At 53.2% G+C, this 19,288-nt stretch carries 16 protein-coding genes; 8 read left to right on the top strand and 8 right to left on the bottom strand.

Features of this window, described 5'->3' with window-relative positions:
- Positions 1–82 precede the first annotated feature (82 nt).
- On the bottom strand, positions 83–1,171 hold the full coding sequence (locus tag GmarT_RS30285; protein WP_002644341.1) for a bifunctional transcriptional activator/DNA repair enzyme AdaA: 1,089 nt from the start codon (positions 1,169–1,171) through the stop codon (positions 83–85).
- Between the two features lie 474 nt (positions 1,172–1,645).
- Between GmarT_RS30285 and GmarT_RS03395 the strand changes: the two genes are divergently transcribed.
- Positions 1,646–2,182 (top strand): sigma-70 family RNA polymerase sigma factor, encoded by a 537-nt coding sequence (locus tag GmarT_RS03395; protein ID WP_002644342.1) that lies wholly within the window; start codon positions 1,646–1,648, stop codon positions 2,180–2,182.
- A gap of 8 nt (positions 2,183–2,190) precedes the next feature.
- Entirely contained in the window at positions 2,191–3,870 is a 1,680-nt protein-coding gene (locus GmarT_RS03390) for a hypothetical protein (protein WP_002644343.1), read from the top strand.
- Between the two features lie 188 nt (positions 3,871–4,058).
- Here the strand turns inward: GmarT_RS03390 and GmarT_RS03385 are convergent, their stop codons facing one another.
- On the bottom strand, positions 4,059–5,195 hold the full coding sequence (locus GmarT_RS03385) for a 2-hydroxyacid dehydrogenase (protein WP_002644344.1): 1,137 nt from the start codon (positions 5,193–5,195) through the stop codon (positions 4,059–4,061).
- 211 nt (positions 5,196–5,406) lie between these two features.
- Complete coding sequence (locus GmarT_RS03380) at positions 5,407–6,834, bottom strand: enolase-like domain-containing protein (protein WP_002644345.1); 1,428 nt, start codon at positions 6,832–6,834, stop codon at positions 5,407–5,409.
- A gap of 226 nt (positions 6,835–7,060) precedes the next feature.
- Here GmarT_RS03380 and GmarT_RS03375 point away from each other — a divergent pair, with 226 nt between their 5' ends.
- The 6 genes from GmarT_RS03375 (at position 7,061) to GmarT_RS03350 (ending at position 13,082) form a co-directional block, all read left to right on the top strand.
- The gene (locus tag GmarT_RS03375; RefSeq protein ID WP_157158903.1) at positions 7,061–7,579 is read left to right on the top strand and encodes a sigma-70 family RNA polymerase sigma factor; all 519 of its coding nucleotides are present in this window, start codon (positions 7,061–7,063) and stop codon (positions 7,577–7,579) included.
- Positions 7,576–8,925 carry a FecR domain-containing protein gene (locus GmarT_RS03370; RefSeq protein ID WP_002644347.1) on the top strand — a complete coding sequence of 450 codons (1,350 nt, stop codon included), beginning with the start codon at positions 7,576–7,578 and terminating at the stop codon, positions 8,923–8,925. The genes GmarT_RS03375 and GmarT_RS03370 overlap by 4 nt, the downstream gene beginning before the upstream one ends.
- A gap of 179 nt (positions 8,926–9,104) precedes the next feature.
- Positions 9,105–10,067 carry a DUF1559 domain-containing protein gene (locus GmarT_RS03365; protein ID WP_002644348.1) on the top strand — a complete coding sequence of 321 codons (963 nt, stop codon included), beginning with the start codon at positions 9,105–9,107 and terminating at the stop codon, positions 10,065–10,067.
- 131 nt (positions 10,068–10,198) lie between these two features.
- Positions 10,199–10,603: a carboxypeptidase-like regulatory domain-containing protein gene (locus tag GmarT_RS03360; protein ID WP_002644349.1), complete on the top strand. Its 405-nt coding sequence runs from the start codon at positions 10,199–10,201 to the stop codon at positions 10,601–10,603.
- A gap of 52 nt (positions 10,604–10,655) precedes the next feature.
- Positions 10,656–11,513 carry an SGNH/GDSL hydrolase family protein gene (locus GmarT_RS03355; protein ID WP_002644350.1) on the top strand — a complete coding sequence of 286 codons (858 nt, stop codon included), beginning with the start codon at positions 10,656–10,658 and terminating at the stop codon, positions 11,511–11,513.
- A gap of 486 nt (positions 11,514–11,999) precedes the next feature.
- Positions 12,000–13,082 carry a zinc metalloprotease gene (locus GmarT_RS03350; protein ID WP_002644352.1) on the top strand — a complete coding sequence of 361 codons (1,083 nt, stop codon included), beginning with the start codon at positions 12,000–12,002 and terminating at the stop codon, positions 13,080–13,082.
- A gap of 104 nt (positions 13,083–13,186) precedes the next feature.
- Here the strand turns inward: GmarT_RS03350 and GmarT_RS03345 are convergent, their stop codons facing one another.
- The 5 genes from GmarT_RS03345 to GmarT_RS03325 form a co-directional block, all read right to left on the bottom strand.
- On the bottom strand, positions 13,187–14,635 hold the full coding sequence (locus tag GmarT_RS03345; protein ID WP_044236357.1) for an SGNH/GDSL hydrolase family protein: 1,449 nt from the start codon (positions 14,633–14,635) through the stop codon (positions 13,187–13,189).
- A gap of 287 nt (positions 14,636–14,922) precedes the next feature.
- Positions 14,923–15,348 carry a hypothetical protein gene (locus GmarT_RS03340; protein ID WP_149302427.1) on the bottom strand — a complete coding sequence of 142 codons (426 nt, stop codon included), beginning with the start codon at positions 15,346–15,348 and terminating at the stop codon, positions 14,923–14,925.
- Positions 15,349–15,378: 30 nt separating this feature from the next.
- Positions 15,379–15,840, bottom strand: a complete 462-nt coding sequence (locus GmarT_RS03335) for a hypothetical protein (protein ID WP_002644355.1) — start codon at positions 15,838–15,840, stop codon at positions 15,379–15,381.
- Positions 15,837–16,649 (bottom strand): TIGR04255 family protein, encoded by an 813-nt coding sequence (locus tag GmarT_RS03330; RefSeq protein ID WP_002644356.1) that lies wholly within the window; start codon positions 16,647–16,649, stop codon positions 15,837–15,839. The genes GmarT_RS03335 and GmarT_RS03330 overlap by 4 nt, the downstream gene beginning before the upstream one ends.
- Before the next feature lie 552 nt (positions 16,650–17,201).
- Positions 17,202–19,193: an LVIVD repeat-containing protein gene (locus GmarT_RS03325; RefSeq protein ID WP_002644357.1), complete on the bottom strand. Its 1,992-nt coding sequence runs from the start codon at positions 19,191–19,193 to the stop codon at positions 17,202–17,204.
- Between the last annotated feature and the right edge of the window lie 95 nt (positions 19,194–19,288).

Genomic DNA, 19,288 nt, shown 5'->3' with positions numbered 1-19,288 from the left:
GCAACCTCCTGTTGTCTCTGACAACCGCGAATTGCATTCGCGGCCACCCGCTGTCAATAAATGTCCGCCAACCTGCTTCCGTTTACTTTACAGGGGCGTTGGTACCCTGCTCGATTTCCAGCAGGCGTTTTTTGCGCCATAAGCCACCGCCGTAACCGGTGAGGGTGCCGTCCGCTCCGATGACGCGGTGACAGGGAATCAGAATCGCGATGCGGTTATCGCCGTTGGCGCGGGCGACGGCGCGGACTGCGGTCGGTTGTCCGATGATCTCGGCCTGTTCGGAATAGGAACGGGTCTGACCGCAGGCGATGGTTTGCAACGCCGCCCAGACTTTCTGCTGGAACTCGGTACCCGGCGTGATGAGTGGTAAATCGAACGTGGTTCGTTTCCCGGCAAAGTAAGACTCCAGTTGTCCTTCCAGCAAGGGAAAGAAACGACTGTCACCGGGCAGCGCTTTGGCATTCAGATGTTTCTGCAGGCGATTGATCTGTGTCTCCAGCATGCGGCGGTCCGTGAATTCCAGCAGACAGATCCCCTGCTTCGTTGCGCCTGCCAGCATCGGTCCCAGCGGCGTTAAGATGCGGTTGACGACGATCACCTGCTGTCCGTTACTTTTTGCCGGCGCGGTCCCCATCGTTTTTTTGAAGCCTTCTCCGAACCCGCTGAGCGATTCATACCCGCTCTGGAAAGCGGCATCAGTGACGGACGATTTGTGTTGAATCTGACTGAAGGCCTGGTTGATCCGCCGCATCCGCAGGTAGGCGCTGAAGCTCATGCCATGCAGTTTCTGAAACCAGCGACGCACACGCACCGGGTCGAGACCTCGCTCTCGCAGATCTTCGGCCTGCAGTCGAATGGTGGCGTCCTGCTCGACTTCTTCAATCAGCGGCTGCAGCCAGTCGGGTGTCGATCCCAAAGCGACCAGCGGACGACAGACCTTGCATTCCCGGTAACCGTTGGCGAGGGCCGTTTTCGCATCGGGAAAGTACTCGACATTCTCAGGCTTCGGTTTCCGGGCCGAGCAGGAGGGGCGACAGAAAATCCCCGTTGTACGGATCGCCGCGACAAACACGCCTTCAAAGCTGCTGTCCCGCGCGACCAGCGCGGCGTACATCGTCTCCCGGTCCGGCAGCGACTGTGTGTTGTGATCCGTTGTTTCTGTCTGTTTCATTTATGAAATCCCCTCTGAATGCCTGAGTCTGTTTTAACATCGTATCCGTTTCCGAAACAGCGACAACCGGGAACGGAACAGAGAACTGGGATTGTGGTAACGCGGCGTTGAAACAAAAATCCAAAGCGTGTCGAGACTGTTTTCGTTCCCGATGGCGGAAGAAATTCTATTATCCGCTGAAAGAAATCAGACATCTCTATCCCCATTCTGATCTTACTGTATCTGAAGCGTTGCCGATAATTTTCCTGACGATTCCTCACTGGGCTCCTTCAATTCTGTGTATATTATTAAATTGTCAGTCATTTTTTTTGCTTGAAAGATTACTAACCGTTTGTATTGTTATTAACATACATGGCTGTTGAAGCGACCCGTTCCCAAACAGCGTTTGTGCGATTTATTGCTGAAGAGTTGATTTACTAAGTCTTTTGTGTGGTTAGATTTCCTGCAGTTTTTCTGAACGGAGTTGTCGGGTTTATGTCGAATTCCATTTCGCCGCTCACTGCCAGTCCCAGAAAGGTGTATTCCTCTCTGTTGGATCAGGAACGTTTACGGATTTTCAATTATATCCGGACGCTCGTACCACATTATTCTGATGCGGAAGATGTCTATCAGCACGTCTGCCTGACGCTCTGGAAAAAATTTGATGAGTTTGATCAGGAACGGGATTTCTTTTCCTGGGCCTGTGGAATTACGTTTTATACCGTCTGTAATCACCGCAGAAGCATGCGAAAAGATCGGCATTATTTCAGCCAGGAGCTTATTGATACAATGGCTCAACAACGGGAGCACGATTTAAGCAAATACAACACGCGAATTGAGTATCTGCGTGATTGCATGAAATGTCTGAACCCGACAGATCAGCAGTTGTTGCAGAAAACGATTCTGGAAAAACAGTCGATCAAAGAGTTCGCGAAGACGGCTGATCGTGCACTGCAGACGTTGTACAACCGCCTGGCGATTCTGAGGCGTGAACTGGCGGAATGCATATTGAGTAAACTTCAGAGTGAGTAACAGGTCTCATGTCTATCCAGGATCTCTCCCCCGAATTCGAACAGTTACTGAACCAGTTGTTAAACAACCGGGACGGTGAATTTACGGATAGCGAATTCGAAACATTCCACGACTATCTTGCCACCAATCCCGAGGCAATGCAGCATTACTTTGAGTATCTCGACATTGATTCGGGAATTCAGCCGGATATGCTCGAACGTTTAAAGGAGCTGGAAGCCAGGAGCCTTGAAGAACCAGAACCGGTGCCCCCACTCACCCCGGCTCCGCTCATCACATATGATACCCCCCCGGCCAGACAAACTGCGTTCATTCAGTATGCTCTGGTCGCTGCTGCATCCATGTTAATCTTATTGATGGCAGAATGGATGTCCACAGGCGATTTCCTCTGGGAACGGGCACCGAATGCGATCACAGACACAATTCGCGCCGAGCTGCCTTACGTCGCAACACTCACCCGTGCTACTGATTGTGTCTGGGGAGGAAATTCCCGTCCCGAATTTTCTGGACAGCGACTGCTGACGGAAGACCTGGTTCTGAAACAGGGAGTTGCCGAGTTTCGTTTCGATTCCGGTACCCGTCTGGTGATCGAAGGTCCTACCAAAATTAAACTGGTGACAGGCTGTTGTGCCCACCTGGATTATGGCTCCATGGTTCTGCACGGCTATGAAGCCTCGCCCGAATTCACTTTGATCACTCCCCTGCTCACCCTGCATGATATCGGCACTGAATACGGTGCCCGCGTTGAGAAAGATGGCGAAGTGGACCTGCATGTGTTCGAAGGTACGGTCCGGGTCGACGCGAATCATAAGAACGAACAGTTCGCGGAATCGATTATCATCCAGGAAGGCCAGGCCCGGCGGCTGAAAGACAACAAGAGCGACGAGATTGAGTTACAGCCGGAACGATTTAAAAGAGAGGTTCCCGGCGATTCCAAAACGCCGCTCGCTCTTCAACAGGAGTTACGGGTCTACGACAGTTTTTATCCTGCAGCCCTCAAAGATCCGGAAACGGCTTCGGAATGGCAGAATGCGGGCACTGGCTGGAAAAGTCCCTGGACAAAAGCCAAGAACAGCAGCGAACCCGCTGCGGGTGAGAGTCACCCCGGCAAGTCGCTGTCTCGAACTCAACTGGCAGAAAGCCAGCTGGGGTTAATTGAACTCCGCGATGGAAGTATGGCCTGGCGCGCGTTAGAAAAACCGATCCGCATGGATACGAACGCCATTTATTACCTCAGTTTTTATCTGCAGAAAAACAACAGTGGCCCGAATATAAAGGATGAACAGTTCGGAAATCTGTCGCTGCAGACCTCAAAGGTTTTAGCGCATTCCCGCCAAATCCTGTTTGGCATGAGCTCGGAAGGTTATGCGACATTGCAGGCCGACATGCAGATTGTGGAACAGGCACCGCCGCTGCAAACGGGAAAACCGTATTTCATCGTGGCCAAAATCGTTGCCAGCAAGAATGCTCCCGACCAGGTTTTCATGCGGGTCCTTTCCGAAACCGAAACGATACCGAAGCGGGAACCGCCGGTCTGGACCTGCGTCTCCACCCCTTTTCACGACTCAAATACCTGGGACCTGGTACGCCTGCACGTCGGAACAAAAGGCAACTACCTGTTTGACGAATTACGTATCGGCTCCTCCTGGGCTTCTGTCGTCGATTCGAATCCCCCCCGCCTCGAACGGTAATCATAGTCGGACTAAGGGTTTCACTATCTGCTCTCTCGTGGGAAAAACGGACCTTCACTAAGACTTCAGAGGCTCCTGATCATCGGAACCTGTGATATTCTCCTCAGGCCTCTTTTTTCTGCGCGTCTCCTCAATCGTCAATGGCTGGCCTGGTTCTCATGCTCATTTTTCGATTGCGAAGGGTCAGTTTAACCCACGTGGTGCGTCAGTTCTGTTCCCCGTTTGCCTGCGAAATATTCTGCGATATTGGCGAAGGTGGTTTCGGCGATGTTATCCAGTGCCTCGCGGGTCAGGAATGCCTGATGCGATGTGATCACCACGTTGTTGAATGTCATCAGCCGCGCCAGCACGTCATCGTCGAGCACCTGGTTCGAAATATCGTGGAAAAAGATACCCGCTTCTTCTTCATAGACATCCAGCCCGGCATAACCGATCTGCCCCGACTTCAAGCCTTCGATCAGAGAGACCGTCTCCACCAGGCCTCCCCGCGACGTATTGATGAGCATCACGCCCCGCTTCATCCGGGCGATGGTCTGGGAATTGATAAGATGATGCGTCTCCTCGAACAGCGGCAGATGCAATGTGACAATATCCGACTGCGCAAACAATGCGTCCAGACCGACATACTCTGTCTGTGGCAGAGAGGCGACTTCGGGATTTTCCTGCACGTCATATGCCAGCACCCGACAGCCGAACCCGTTCAGGATCTGCACAACGCACTGCCCGATTTTACCCGTGCCAATGACGCCCACGGTTTTTCCATACATATCGAAACCGGTCAGCCCGTCTAACACAAAAGCCCCGGCCCGGTTCCGCAGGTAAGCCTGGTGCAAATGTCGGTTGAGCATCAGCATCAACGCGACTGTATGTTCGGCGACCGCATGCGGCGAATAAGCGGGAACCCGCACGACACTGATGCCATACTTCTGACAGGCCTCCAGGTCGACATGATTAAAGCCGGCACAACGCAGCGCAATCAGTTCCACCCCCAGCTCCGCCAGACGCGCGATGACTCGCTCATGCGCTTCATCATTCACGAAGATACAAACCACCTTGCAGCCGGCAGCCGCCGAAACCGTCTGCTCATTGAGCGGCGATTCGATGGCGATCAGCTGGAAACTGTCGTCGTTTGTCGCGGAGAACGATTGGAGGTCGTACTGCTTCGCATCAAAAAACGCAATCTGCCGACGGCCTTCCGCATCGTGTCCTTCCCGCGGCTGAGTCGCGTTCAACTCCGCCAGCATCCGCTCGTACCGGGCCGCGTTCAGGCCGGTCTGGCCCTGCAACTGCGCGATGAAAGCCTGAAGGCGTTCCCCGTCGTTCATGTCTGCCACTGCTGACTCTCACTCTCTTGTTGAAACCGATTCGATATAACGTACCTGGCAAGCCTGCCCCCGATTATAAAGGGACGAACACTGTCTGAATACAGTAAGCCAGCGGGAGAACAATGCAGACGGCAATTGACGCGCGATAAATCATGACTGCCAGGTTCTCTGATCGAAAACTCGGTTCGCTTTACGGTTCCTGGAACCTTTTTCAGAGCGACAACTCCTGAAACCCGTCCAGCGGCACTTCCGCGCCCACGCCGAACGGGGCAGCGTTGACAGAGGTCAGATCCAGTTCACCGTTCGTGATGTTGACGCGGGCAAAGCCGTTGTCCAGCGGCGTATAGAGGTCGCTGTGCTGCTGCAGCATGATCTCGCTGATTTGCCTGGGGAACGGGGTCAGTCCGCGAAAGTAGTGGTGGCCGTTGCGTTCGACCGACGTATTGCCCAAAGCCGCCTGCGCCGCGAGGTCCTGCAGCAATGCGACCGGGCCGATATTCACCAGGTCTTCGCCGCTCATCTGGTAGCGGTTCGTATTTTCACTCGCGTTGCGATGATTAATCAGGCAGCGATGGGCGGTCGTCTTCATGATGCCTTTGCAGTTCTTGTGACTCGTGCCCGCGTAACCCAGTTGCAGCGCCTGTTCCAGCGCGCTGAGCTCGGCGTCCGATTCGTCAATGATCACCGGCGGCCCATTTTCCCAGTCGGCAATATTCGCGACTGCAGGATCCAAAGCCACACTGCGATGCAATGGCTGCTCGATGAAAATCAGACGTTCAAAGAAAGCAGAGAGAGCCACATCAGCCTGGATGCCGTCCCAGAGTTCGACGAACCGCGGGAACTCGCGATACTGTTCATTGCCATCCAGGGTGAACGCGAAGTTCTTGCCGCAATGTTCGGTGATGACCTGCGCGACAGAACGCAGTCGCTCCAGGTCTCGTTCGACATCTCCTTGCGCTTTGAGCTTGAAGTGCCTGAGTTTGTAGGCACGAATACAGTCTTCCAGCGTCTGTGGCAGGCCGTCGTCGATACGGGTTTCGGACGTGAGGTCGGCAGCCGTCAGCGGATCAGACAATCCGACCGTGTGCCGGGCGATGATTTTGGGCAGCGGCTGTGCAGGCAGAAACTCATCTGGCGTGCGGCCTGCCAACTCGGGATGAATCGCGGCCAGATCCAGGCCGACACGGTTTTCCCGCAGCAGCGTGGCCAGGTTACAGTGCTCGGCCCTGGCGAGCGCGTCGAGCATGGTGCGTTCAACCATACTGACGCCGAACTGCGCCAGCAGCGACGGAAAGCCCTGCTCCCTCGCCCACATCACCTCTGACTGGTAAACCTGCCGCCAGAAGTCAAACGCGGGCGCCGCTGTCGCCTGTCGCGCGAACCCGACGGCCTGCCGGATGACCTGCAGCATTTCGTCGATTTCCTGGTCGGCCTGTTTCTCGGGTGACTTATCGAACCAGCGGGGCAGCAGTCCCTCGGCGGCGATGCCGGTGACGACCTGCCCGTCGATTTCATAACGGCACTTAAGGAAGACATGCGGGGCCGCCGTCATCACCGCAATGCCAAACCGAAAAGGCATCCGGGTCTGGGTGTCCGTGCGGTGCAGTGTGGCGTCGAGGAGTTTGAGTTCGGAAAGCATGGGCGCGTTTTCGTTAGTGGTTGTGAGTTTGTTGCTGCATTATGATTGATTTGCCCGGAAATGCAAAAGCGGGAGGCAGTGGACCAGATTCAGCGTGTTGAACACTCATCTTGAATATTCCTGGATTTATCTGGCAAACACTTCGACAAAAACGGGCTCTTTATGGAATATTAATATAGCAGCCAGTTCAACCCACTTTCTCATTTTAGAGATGATTCAAGCGCAAATGATGGTTTCAGAAGAGTTTGTATTAAATCTCATCGACTGCCAGGCAAAGCTTTACAGTTATGTTCTGTCTTTAACCGGCAACAAAAACGATGCACACGATATTCTGCAGGAAACCAATAAAAGCGTTCTGGAGAAAGCTGCCGACTTCACCCCGGGCACCTCTTTTTCGGCCTGGGCTTCGAAAATTGCCTACTATAAAGTGCTCTCCTACCACCGGGACGCACAGCGGGATACGTTACTGTTTAACGCGGAGCTCCTCAAGGAAATCTCTGAGAAATCGATCTCAAAAAACCAGCAGTATGACAGGCGGCTGGGCTCTCTGTTTCACTGCCTGGAACAATTGCCTGACGATCACCAGCGGTTGCTGAAGCAACGTTATCAGGAAGAAAAAACGCTGGAAGAAATCGCCGGCATCTGGGGACGAACCTACAACGGTATCACCTCTTTACTATATCGGCTGAGACTGGCATTGATAGACTGCGTTGACAAGTCGCTCCAGTTGGAGGACGGCGTATGAACAATTCACAGCCGGACAATTCGCCCCTGGAGATCGATGCGTTGGGAAAAATGATATCACTGCATCTGGACAGTAACATTTCAGAAGAACAGTTCAGTCAATTACAACATACGCTGGAGATCGACGAGTCGGCCCGGGATTTTTACGTCGATTTTATCGCAATCCATTCACAACTGGAACAGATTCACAAAGCGGGATTCTCGAACAGAGAAAGTCTGAATGCCCTCATCCAGGAGCCCAAAGCCCCTTCGAAAATGCCTTACTTCATGCTGATGGGTCTGCCTGCTGCCTTGATCGTGGTGATCTGTGTCTGGATTACCAGCCAGTTGCCCGATCCGCCTGTCGAAAAACCCGTTGCGGTTCAGGTGATCGTACCGGAAATCGTCGATTATCATGTGACAGTCGCCGACACTCATGAAGTGAGGTTTTTCAATCAGGATCCGTTGAGTATCGGCGATCACCTGGAAGGCGACAAAATCTACAAACTGGACGGCGGTCAGCTGGAACTGCTTTTCATCACCGGAGTAAAAACAACGATTACCGCGCCTGCCACGTTTGCGATCACGGGGGAAAATGAAATCAATGTCTCCGCCGGCATCCTGATGGCGAAAGTGACCACTCCCAAAGGAAAAGGCTTTACTGTCAGAACACCGGGCGGACCGGTGCGCGATATCGGAACGCTGTTTGGTGTCGAGATCGACAACGCGGGCACGTCGGGCGTGCAGGTCTTCAAAGGTGAAGTCGAACTCGCTGATTCCCGGGGAAAGACCGTAAACCTCATTGAAGGAAACACAATGCGACGTGCAGCAGGTAAGGACCAGTGGCTGCCTGAAGCGCGCCTTTCCCGGAAGTTCTATTCAGTGATTCAGCGAAACAAACAGGCTCTGACGCCGAATATCGTACTCCTGCCCGAGCAGGTTCAAAACATTTTTGGCGCCGATGAACACGTGGGGAAATCCTACCTGCTGTATTCTCCCACATCGTTGTTCGATCGCATCCAGGATGCGAATTTCTTATCGGCCCGGGCGGAAATCTCGCCACATTATGCGGTTGTGTATTTCAATGAAACCACAGCCGAGTGGGAGCTACCGAGTAACGAAAGCCTGATCCCGTTTACCCCTGCCGCGACTGATTTAGTACTGGCTTTGATTGAATCCTCTGGCCCCCCCAAGGGGCCGAAGAAAAGAGAGATCACCTATTTTTCCGGCACACAGGACCACATTCACGGTATCGCTTCCGGATATCAGTCAGGTGATCTGCAGCTCATCCCGGACCGGTTCCGCGGCGAAGTGAATCTGGGGGAATACATGCTCGACGGAACTTATTTTATTCGAAACTCAGAGTAGTGTCTGATCAGATCTGGTATGGCGCGTTGGCTGAAATGGTTCGCACTCCCGTTGGTGTGCTCGCCTGACTTTGATGACCTGCCATTACAGAATTGAGAGACCAGAAGTTTTTATTTGCTATTTATCACCGCATTCAAGATAACCATGTTTCATTCGTTTTATAGAAAGAGGAGTTGATTATGTGCTCTCAACAACAGAATCAAAGAAGAAAGGGTTTCACGCTGATCGAGCTGCTGGTGGTGATCGCCATCATCGCCATTCTGATTGCCCTGTTACTTCCAGCCGTGCAGCAGGCGCGGGAAGCGGCGCGACGCAGCACCTGCAAAAACAATCTGAAACAGATTGGCCTGGCGATGCACAACTATCACTCTTCCCACAGCCTGTTTCCACCAGGAGCGATTGCACCGGGAGCAAGCTGCGATGCCGTAACCGGGCCTGCACCAGGCAGAATTCTGAATCATACGGCTTACCAGATGCTGTTGCCTTACCTCGAACAGACCGCCTTATACAACAGTTACAATTTCAGTCTACCGAGTGGAAAATCAAATTATGCGGGCTCGGGTTGTACGGGTACGACTCCTACCACCGATCAGCTCTCGGTAGTCACTTCTCCCGTGTCGGTTTTCCTTTGCCCGTCTGATCCCGGACCGACTAAAGGATCGGAAGACTATGCCTTTTCACAGGGGAATGGTGCCCAGCGAACCAGCTATGGACTGGTGACAGACCGCTACGACGGGAACTGGACGACGACCTGGGCAAATACCTCTGACCCCAAGAAAGGGATGTGGGGGCCCAACGGTTCGCCCCGGATTCGGGATTTAACCGATGGCACGACCAACGTTCTCTGCATGGCGGAAACACCATTGCGCAAGAAAGGACAGGAAGACTGGAACGGTCCTTACTGGAACGCTTACACCTACGTGTACTGGATTAATATTCCCGGTCGCGGCATCAATCGAATCTACACCGATCCGTCTTTTCCCGGAGTGAACCGAAACGGAGCGGGAAGTGAGCATGAAGGGGGCGCGCATGTCTTACTGGCAGACGGGTCTGTCCGCTTCATTAGTGAAAATGTCGATCAGTTCTCCGTATTGAACGCCTTAACATCGATCGGCGGTGGCGAAATTATTGGAGAATTCTGATTCTGCTGCCTTTTCAATACCAGCAACCCGGGTGCCTCATATTGAGCCCCGGCGTTGTGGGGTTCGTGACAGTTATGCACGAACGATCAACAAATCAGTATCATTTTTTATTATCTCTCAAGAGGTGCGCTATGCTCTTGCTTCATTCACCACACACGCTGAAATGGGTCAGCCTGTGCGGTCTGTTTCTGTGCGGTCTGTTTCTGGCAGGATGTTCTTATCAGCCAGACGACATGCCGAAAATTGCACCGGTATCCGGTGTCGTAACCCTGGATGGTCAACCTTTGCCCGAAGCGGAAATTCTGTTCCAGCCTTCATCGGGTCGGGCTTCCACGGGCATGACTGATGAAAACGGCGAATACACTCTGTTGTTCAACAGAAATACCTACGGCGCCAAAGTCGACGATCATGATGTGAGTATCATTACTTACAAACAATTCGATCAATCACTCAGCAAACTGACAGCCAAGGTCACTGAAGGGGATAACGTCATCAATCTGGAATTGAAATCAAAACCGAAAACCAAAACCAGATAGCATGCCTCTGCCCTGTTCTCTAAATCAGCGTCTCGCAATCAGAAAGAAAATCATGTTCCGTTCCACTTATGATGTACGCTCCTGTCTTGTTCTCTTCGCGTTAATCACATTATTCGCAGTGCCGTCCCAAGGTGAGGATCAAAAGACAGAACCGACCAATGCCAGCGAAGCAGCTGCCAAAAAAGCAAAACAGGCAGCCGACCTGAATCAGAAGTTCGCCGCCTGGAAAGCCACACTCTCTCCCGAACAGCAGGCATGGGAAACGATACTCGAGGAAAATCTGGGCGGGTTTTATCTCCCCCATTATCAGCGCGCCAAGCTGCAGGGGACAACAACCGCCTGGGATTATGTTGCCGACGATCCGCAGTTGCCGCGCGTTATTCTGATCGGCGATTCGGTTTCCCGCGGCTATACCGTGGCGACGCGAAACGCTTTGGCAGGCAAAGCAAACGTGCATCGCGCCCCTGCCAATTGCGGACCAACGGCGACCGCGTTAAAGCAACTCGACGTCTGGCTGGGTAACGGGGACTGGGATGTTATTCATTTCAATTTCGGAATCCACGACCGCCGCACGCCTCCCGCCGATTATGAAGCACGCTTGGAGACCATTGTGGAACGACTGCAGAAAACGGGAGCTACACTCATCTGGGCCAGCACCACACCGGTTCCCTCCGACTGGAAAGAAGGTCCGTCCATTAAAACCGCCATCGAAGAACGGAACGTCATTGCAGCGCGGGTGATGAAAAAGCACGGCATCGAAATCGATGATCTGTTTACCTTCATCACACCTCAACTCGCAGAAACACAAAACCCCAAAGACGTGCACTTCAACGAACAAGGCTATACACAACTGGGAACACAAGTGGCGAAAAGCATTTCAGAAGCCCTGAAAAAACACGATTCGAAATAGACAACGTCCGGCACAACAGGCACTAAAACGGGGGCAGGATTTGAACAGAAATCCCTGCCCCTTTTTCAGTCTGTAAGCAGTTCCCCTGCCCCTCTCCGAACCAGCCGCCTGCATTGTGTAGAACGGAAACCGCCTGTGAAGCGAGTTCCGGATTGACTTCTCTTTACGGCGCGTATATCTCTATGGTTATCACGATTCGCATCCCGCGAGTCAGGCCAATGAGAATCGCCATGCCGCTGCTGCTGCGAATCACTGTCTGCTACCTGGGTCTGGTCGATGGAACGGTACTGGCTGCGCCTCTGCCCACTGACTGAGAAAGGTCTCACTTCCTCGTAAGGCGGGAGAAAACGTTCCTGAGAAGCTTCATTTCCGATAGATCAAATTCTCATCCCTGTGGGTTTTGTGCTTGTGACTCGGGATTTAGAGGGTAACATTAATTAACAATTGATCGCTCAGGTGGAAACCTCATTGTGTCGAGGGTTAAGAATGATGCGCTCACTCTTCTTAGCTGTGCTCTTACTGTCTTCCCCGATCTCGGCCTTTGGTCAGGCAAAAATGCCCCGGGTCCAGATTGTCTTCTTAACCCCGGCAGACGTCGATGCGCCGACCGGTGTCTCCCGGCGACTCACTCAAGTGGCTGACTACACGGAAACGATGCTGGTGAAGTGGATGAAAGCGTGGGACTATCCGCCCGCGCGTGAGCAGATCTTCCAGCGAAACGCCGATGGCAGCGTGCAGGTTCTATTCGTCAAATCGCCGGAGACGCTGGCGAGCGGAAAATTTCCGTTGAAGGACGGGAACCTGTCGCGAAAGGGGAAGCTGCTGGCAATGGAGAAATTCAAGCTTCCCAAAACATTAGACGTCTGGTGGGTCTGGGTGTACGTGGGCGATCCGCCGTTGAAGTACAGCAGCTACCTGGGTTCGGGAAACGCGGCAGCGGGCGGGTTGTCGCAGGTCAACTATACGAATCTGCCGGGAGAGATTTCTGTGGAGGACAAGCTGGCGAGTCCTCTGCTGAAAGACCTGACCTTGAAAGGCACCATCCACGAATTCGGGCATGCACTCGGGCTGCCGCACAATGGGCCGCTTATCAAAGAGGATCTCGGGATGCCTTTGATGGGCGCGACCATCGCCAACTATCGCAGAGTGATGAAAAACAGGGAAGAACGGGGTTATGTCACGGCAGCCTCAGCGGCGATCCTGTGGAAGCATCCGTTATTCACGGGGACCGCAGCGCGTCGCTATCAGATTCCCCAGATCGAATGGCACGACCTCGCCGTGAAGAACGATCGCCAGCAGCGGGTGGCACATCTGACCGGACGGATTTCATCGAACGTCCCGGCTCACAGCATTATCGTTTACGACACGGCTCCTGACGTACGAACCCAGTATTTCCAAAAGCCCTACGTGGCCCGCGTGGAAAAAGACGGCACGTTCGACATCACGATCAGCGAACCGGTGAACGTCCAGGCAAAGGGCGTGTTGAAAGTTGTCGCCTGTTGTGAAAACGGCACAATGACCGGCGACGGAAAAAAACGCGGATTCGGCAGCGCGCATGAGATCAAATAACAGACATCACGCACGGGGTATCAGTTGACCAAGTGAGATCCGGCGACGGGCTCTCGAAGAGTTAAGCGACGGAACAACTCCAACAGTGAATGGACTGCTTCCCTTTAGTCCGCGGCGGAAACTTTCAACGGGGGTCGGTAGATTCGGAAGGCTTTGATCGGCAGTTTGCCTGAAGTCTGTGGCGTGAGTGTCAGGCTGTGGTCGCCGTTTTTGAAGCCCTGGGCGAGGACCGTGGGATATTCTTTGGCAGAATCCGTGACCGCCGGGGATTCCCAGACATCGACAAACAGCGGTTTGGTTTCCCAGGTGACTTGATAATCTTTGGGTAAGCTCTGTTTGCGATAACGCAGCGACCAGTTCACCATCCACATCCGGGGTTCGATCACCACGCGACCGGAGTGGGAAACGAAACGCTGTTTGTGATCGCCGGTGCCGTCGGGTCCTGTTTTGGAGCCGCTGACCTCGTACCGCAGCACATCCTTTTCCAGATCACATTCGAGGATGCGGGCGGTCCAGGTTTCCACCTGCAGCGGGGCACGATGATCGATGCGATTGAAGGCCGGGCGCCCCGCGACGGGCGTGGGGCTGGGGCGACTGTGATAGTAGAGCTCCGGGAATTGCGAGGGGGATTTCCCGTCCAGGAGCACGTCGGCTTTGGCTGCGTCACCAGGACCCGCGATCACGTCGATGCGATTGCCTTGAAAGTTCAGCGTCAGGGAGCCATCGTCCTTCTTCTGGACACGCGCATCATTTATGGGAACATCGGTAACGAGGTGTTTCCATTTGTCATCGGGAAAACCGGGATCATATCGCAGGTGCGGTTTGACCAGTTCGGCGATGAGGAAGTTTCCTAATGCATTCGGGTGCACCGTGTCGCGGAGGGTGTCTTTCACCACCAGGTTATTTTCTTTCAGATAGCGTTGCATGCCGGTGCGGACGTCGGCCACTTCGCAATCGAGTTCCCGGCCCAGGCGAAAGTAGAGATCGGAAATCGCCTGATCCTGCGCGTCTTTGGCCAGCACGTCCGGATGCTGCGGGTCGCCGTCGGGCGGGACTGTCTTCGGCCAGCGCAGGTTGCTGGTCCAGAGTAAGACCTCGGCGGTCGTGCGTTCGCGGATGCGGCGGATGATTTTTTCCTGGTGGCCGCTTTCCACGCCACTCCAGACGTGAAAGATCACCAGATCCGGGTAGAAGGGATAGAGATCAAATTCGGCGGTGTTGATCAGGACCGGTCCGCCATAACCGCCGATGGCACGATTTTCGATTTCGAGGTCGGCATGCGGAAAGCGTTGACGCAGGTCATCCGCCACAACGTTCCACCACGGATTGCGGGTGACGGATTGGCCGTAGAACAGGATGCGGACCCGATTGCGTTTTTCCGGCGTGCTGGTGGCCAGCAGCGTCATCGTCCGCTGAATGTTCGCACCGAAGGTGGCCGGATCGCCGGCGGGTTTCACCGGAGCGAACTTTGCGGTTTGCTGTGCCAAGAGGTCAGGACTGCAGGCGACCAGAGCCAGAGACAGGATCAACGTGGACCGTAACAGCTGCATCATAGGGTTCCTCAAGGCGCGTCGATTAACAGGGTCAGACAGAGACGCACGGAGCAACGCGTTGTCACGTGGTTTCTGACTGGGGGAATTACTTTGGCTGTGGTTCTATGAGAATCGAAATTGGTGTGGGGGGCAACTGTGGGGAGGGGATTTGGGTGGAGAATTTAAATCAGGACAACTGCGCCTTCAAGAGGGGTGTTCGAATCGGGCTCTCGCTGTGGGAGATGAATGAGGTCTTAATTAAAGATGAGATAAATCACAAAAAACAGGTTTTAGAGAATCACCAACAATCAAGCTATTTGGTTGGGATTTTCTATTTCTTCATCTGTCAATATTCGGGTTCTCTTCGCGAGCTTTTGAAGTTTTTTATTTGGGATCGCAATACATCCTTCACCGGAGATACTACAATGCCCGGGGTCAGTAGAAGTCGGATCATAAAAGATTTCAAAGCCTGTTTCTCTTACATCCTTAGCAAGAAACATGCAAACCATCCACCCATTTTTGTCTTTACCAGATTCCTGAAGCTGGTCCAACAATTGTTTTGGTGTAGTATGACTCAGAAGGGAACAGGAAAGATAATCTTCGTCTCGCGCTGTTGCCATTGCAATTGAGGTTGCCCTCAGCCCTCCACCTTTTCGATCAGCACATGTGGCTAAAAATGATTGAGTGGGTGGTACTCTTCTCAATATAATTTGTTCGTCGTCAATTGAGTCCACAAATTATTGAAGCCCTTCCTGTGCCTTTTATTATTTTGTAAGAATAAGCCTGATATCCATTGGATTAACAGTTTCGCCCTCACATTCTTTTTCGGGAGAACATTCATCGGTATATGAATAGCGAATGCCAACTGCAGGATCAATTTCTATCTCAAGTTCACGAGTGAAGTCGTGCCATTCCCAAGTCAAAACCACATTCCCCGTTGGTGAAGCACCAATCCGAGGACAATTCACTCCAGACATCTTAGAAAGCTCGAATATAATATCACGAGAAAGTTGTATTGATTTAACACTCACAGGTTTAGCACCATAACTATTCCAGCTTGGTTCCAATTCCTGGAGTTTATAAATATTTTTTTCGCACTCACGAAACCATTCTGAATTTTTCTGCCACCATTCAGTAAGTCCTTCCCCTGTATCCATGGCGATCGATTCCACGAGGTTGGATTTTGAAAAAGCGGAAATATCATCTGCTACACATGTTGGACTCATGGTTCACTCCGTTTCCAACGTTCTTTCTGAACGTGTTCACTCGTAAGGCTCGCAAAACCTTTCACCACCCAAAGGTGTGCAAGGTCCATCGATTCCTTAAGTTCGTCCGTTTGATTGATATTCACTCTTGCTGTAATTTTTAAAAGAATAAAATCTTGACCATCACTATCTACGGCAAACCCCGCCTCAACAAATAATCGACCTTGCATATTACCAATTACAAATACTCGATTGAATGAAGCATTCTCGGGGGGTTGACGAAGCCATCCATCTGAAGTTTTCCACTCTAATCCAGTGAAGACTGTTCCAAAAAAATCACTTAGATTCTCACCCTCTTTAGTATAAAGTCGGTTAATATAAGTAACTTCACAGAGATTTGGTTTTATCTCTCCCAAATCATTCTTTACTGCCCAGTCAGAAAAGGATTTAAATTCCTCTAAACATACGGGAAGATATGTTTCATATCGAGGATACTCCTCAAGGTCCTTTCGACACCAATTAAATACATACCTGTCTGGTTGTAATTGCAGCATCTTACTTCCATTGTCAGGCTCTTTATACCATACCCTTTCAGGTCCCCCCTCATTCGATCTAAACCGGATCCCTTGCATTTGAGGGATTCTGGGGAAATATTCTTTTACTGGAGCTAGCCTCGACTTATCAACGACAATTGGAAATCTATCTTTGACGGTTTCATAGAACATGCCAAAGTGCGTCGTCTTGAAATTTGATAATTCATCAAATTGAATTGAAAGAGCAGTCTCTATAACAGGTGGATTGTCAAAAGATGGGCAATTTTCGTTACTCATACTAAGAGTTTTTCTTCCATATAAGGCCGTATTTGAGCTTAGACATCTACAAGCCTTTATCGTATTAATCCCTTACTATCACAAAATATGTCACCACAACTGAGTAAAGTGATCATTATTTGTAATAGTAACCCTACCGTTCATGAATATTCCACTAATTAGATAGTTCTCTTGTGTATTTTATACCCATCGACATAAATGGGTCAATGCATATCAGACTCACAACATCAACACAAGTCTATAACAGCATAACATTTACATACTTTAGCAGCGATACTTTTACAATCGGAACTTAATATATTCTCTTGATCTCATGGTTCACAATATTACTATATATCCTCCCACCTTGACAAATTCATTCGGGAGAAATGTATTCCTTTCCCGGGTCAGTAGATTATTTCTCACTGCCAGCTAAGCCATTAGGTGCCCTCCGCCTCGGGTGGGGACGGTTTGTTGAGGGGGTTGGTTACTCTGTTAGCCCGCCGCTCAACGCTTAGATCCCCGTTCGAGCAACAAACCCTGGTAGCCGGCGGGGATCAGGAGTTGGTTGTTTCAGAAGCGGCAGGCGCCGGGGCGGCCTGTTAGATCATATTCGCGGAGGGGCCTGGGGTGCTGGATGTCGGTGATGTCGAAGAGTTCCACACGTTGATCGGGGCGGCGGGAGAGAGCCAGTTGTTTGCCATTGGTGCTGGGGCGGCCGTGGAGGTAGTGGCCGGGGATCGCGATGGCGGGGAGCTGGCTGACTTCGCGCTGGTCGCCGGGGTCCAGCAGTTGCAGCTTGCCGTGTTTGACGAGCAGCAGTTGGTCGCCCAGCGCACAGGCGCCGTCGGAAAAACTGTAGCGCCGCTCGTCGGGGGTGTTGCCCTGGTAAACGGGTTTCTCGCCGGTGACGTCGTACCAGGCCGGTCCGCTGCGGTGCCAGTAGGCGACCAGGTAACGGCTCCCCAGCAGTTCGGGGACCAGCTGATCGCCGTAGAACAGGCCGACCTGGGAGTCGTGCAGGACCACTTTCGGATGGGCGGGATCCTGCAGGTCGGCGATCTGGACCGCGGCGCTGCCCCAGTGGTACAAGGCGAACCGTCCGGGGGCGGGACAGGCGACCTGTTTCACATTGCGGTTCTTCAACTTGAGGCGACCGATTTCGGTCAGCTTCAAATCGGGGCCGATGTCGTAGATGGCGAGCCCGGCGTCGTTCTCGGCGGCGTAGAGTCGCGAACCGGAGACGGCCAGGTGCATGACTTCGCCTTTGCCCGGGGTCACGCTGACCGGCTCCAGGGTTTTGCCGAGCTGCACCGCATGAATTCCGGCACTGCCGCAGGCGGCCCAGGCGATGTCGCCCACGACGGTGGCAGAGCGGACCTGACCGCCGGGCTGGTAGGTGAGGAAACGGGGATCGCCAGTTTTGCCTTGAGCGGCTGTTAATTCAGGTGCCTTGTCCTGTTCGGGGACGACCGGAGTGGCGAGGCCGGGCGCGGGGACGACGTAGAGTCCGGTGAAGATGCCGGCGGCGTAGATCACTCCCTTGCCGAGGGCGATGCCGCCGACGGGATCGGGGGTGTGGTCACTCTTGGACCTGGGTGGGAGGATGGAGTGGGCGACGATCCGTGGCTGCTTGATGTCGTGAATGTTGACGACGAAGAGCCCGTTCCAGGTGTCGGCGACGACACAGTGATCGCCGGCGACGCGGGCAGTCCACATGTCGTTCGTGATGTGATAGGAGGCCGGGAACTTGACGCGGGAGACGAAGGTCGGCTTTTCAGGATCGGCGACATTGAAGATTTCGAGTCCGTGCCCTTTGCCGTCATCGCGGCTCCCCCGCGAATGGTGTCCGGTGGCGGCGAAGCAATAGTTGCCGCGGAGGCAGCCGCCGTCACCAAAACCGTCGAGGGGAGCTTCGCCAATGATGGCGGGCTGGCGCGGATTGCGGACGTCGGCGATGACGAGTTTCCGGGGCGCCCAGTCGCCGATATAGAGCAGGCCGTCGCGGGCCCAGCAGGACTGGGCTTCCCCCGTTTTCAGCATGCTGACATGTTGTGGAGCGCGGGGGTCGGAGACGTCGATGATCTCGACGCCGTACTGCCGCGTGGCGACGAAGGCCAAGGAGCCGGAGACACTGATGCCGGTGGCCATCTCGACAGTGTCGTAGTGGCTCAGCAGTTGTGGTTGGTTCGCATCAGAAATATCGACGAGCCAGAGTCCATCCTGGCGGGCGGTGAGATAGGTGATGTTGTCTTTGATAAAGAGCTGGCGGGTGTTGCCCAGGCCGGAGAGTTCACCGAGCGGGGTCGGTTTTTCGGGCCGGGTGATGTCGAGCACGTGGAACTTGCCGCGCCCGGTGGCATAGAGGCGGTTGCCAGCCACGGCGACAGCCTGGCAGGCATCGACGCCGTCGAACCGATGGGGAGTCAATGCGGAGCCGTAGGTGTCTGATGAGGGTGCGGCAGGGAGAGAATTTGCAGCGGTGATGACCAGGAGGCAGATGAGGAGTGCGAATTTCAGGAGGGATGTTTGCATGGTGAGCGTGCTTTGCAGGTTGAATTTCAATGTGACAGTTTGCTGGAATCAACTTTCGATTATGTGGGGACGGGGGTGTGATGTCAATTTGTCTGGGGTGTGGTGGTAGCTGAGCACTGTCGGGC

The organism is Gimesia maris, from assembly GCF_008298035.1.
Classification (GTDB): Bacteria; Planctomycetota; Planctomycetia; order Planctomycetales; family Planctomycetaceae; genus Gimesia; species Gimesia maris.
This window is presented reverse-complemented; position numbering and strand designations above follow the sequence as displayed.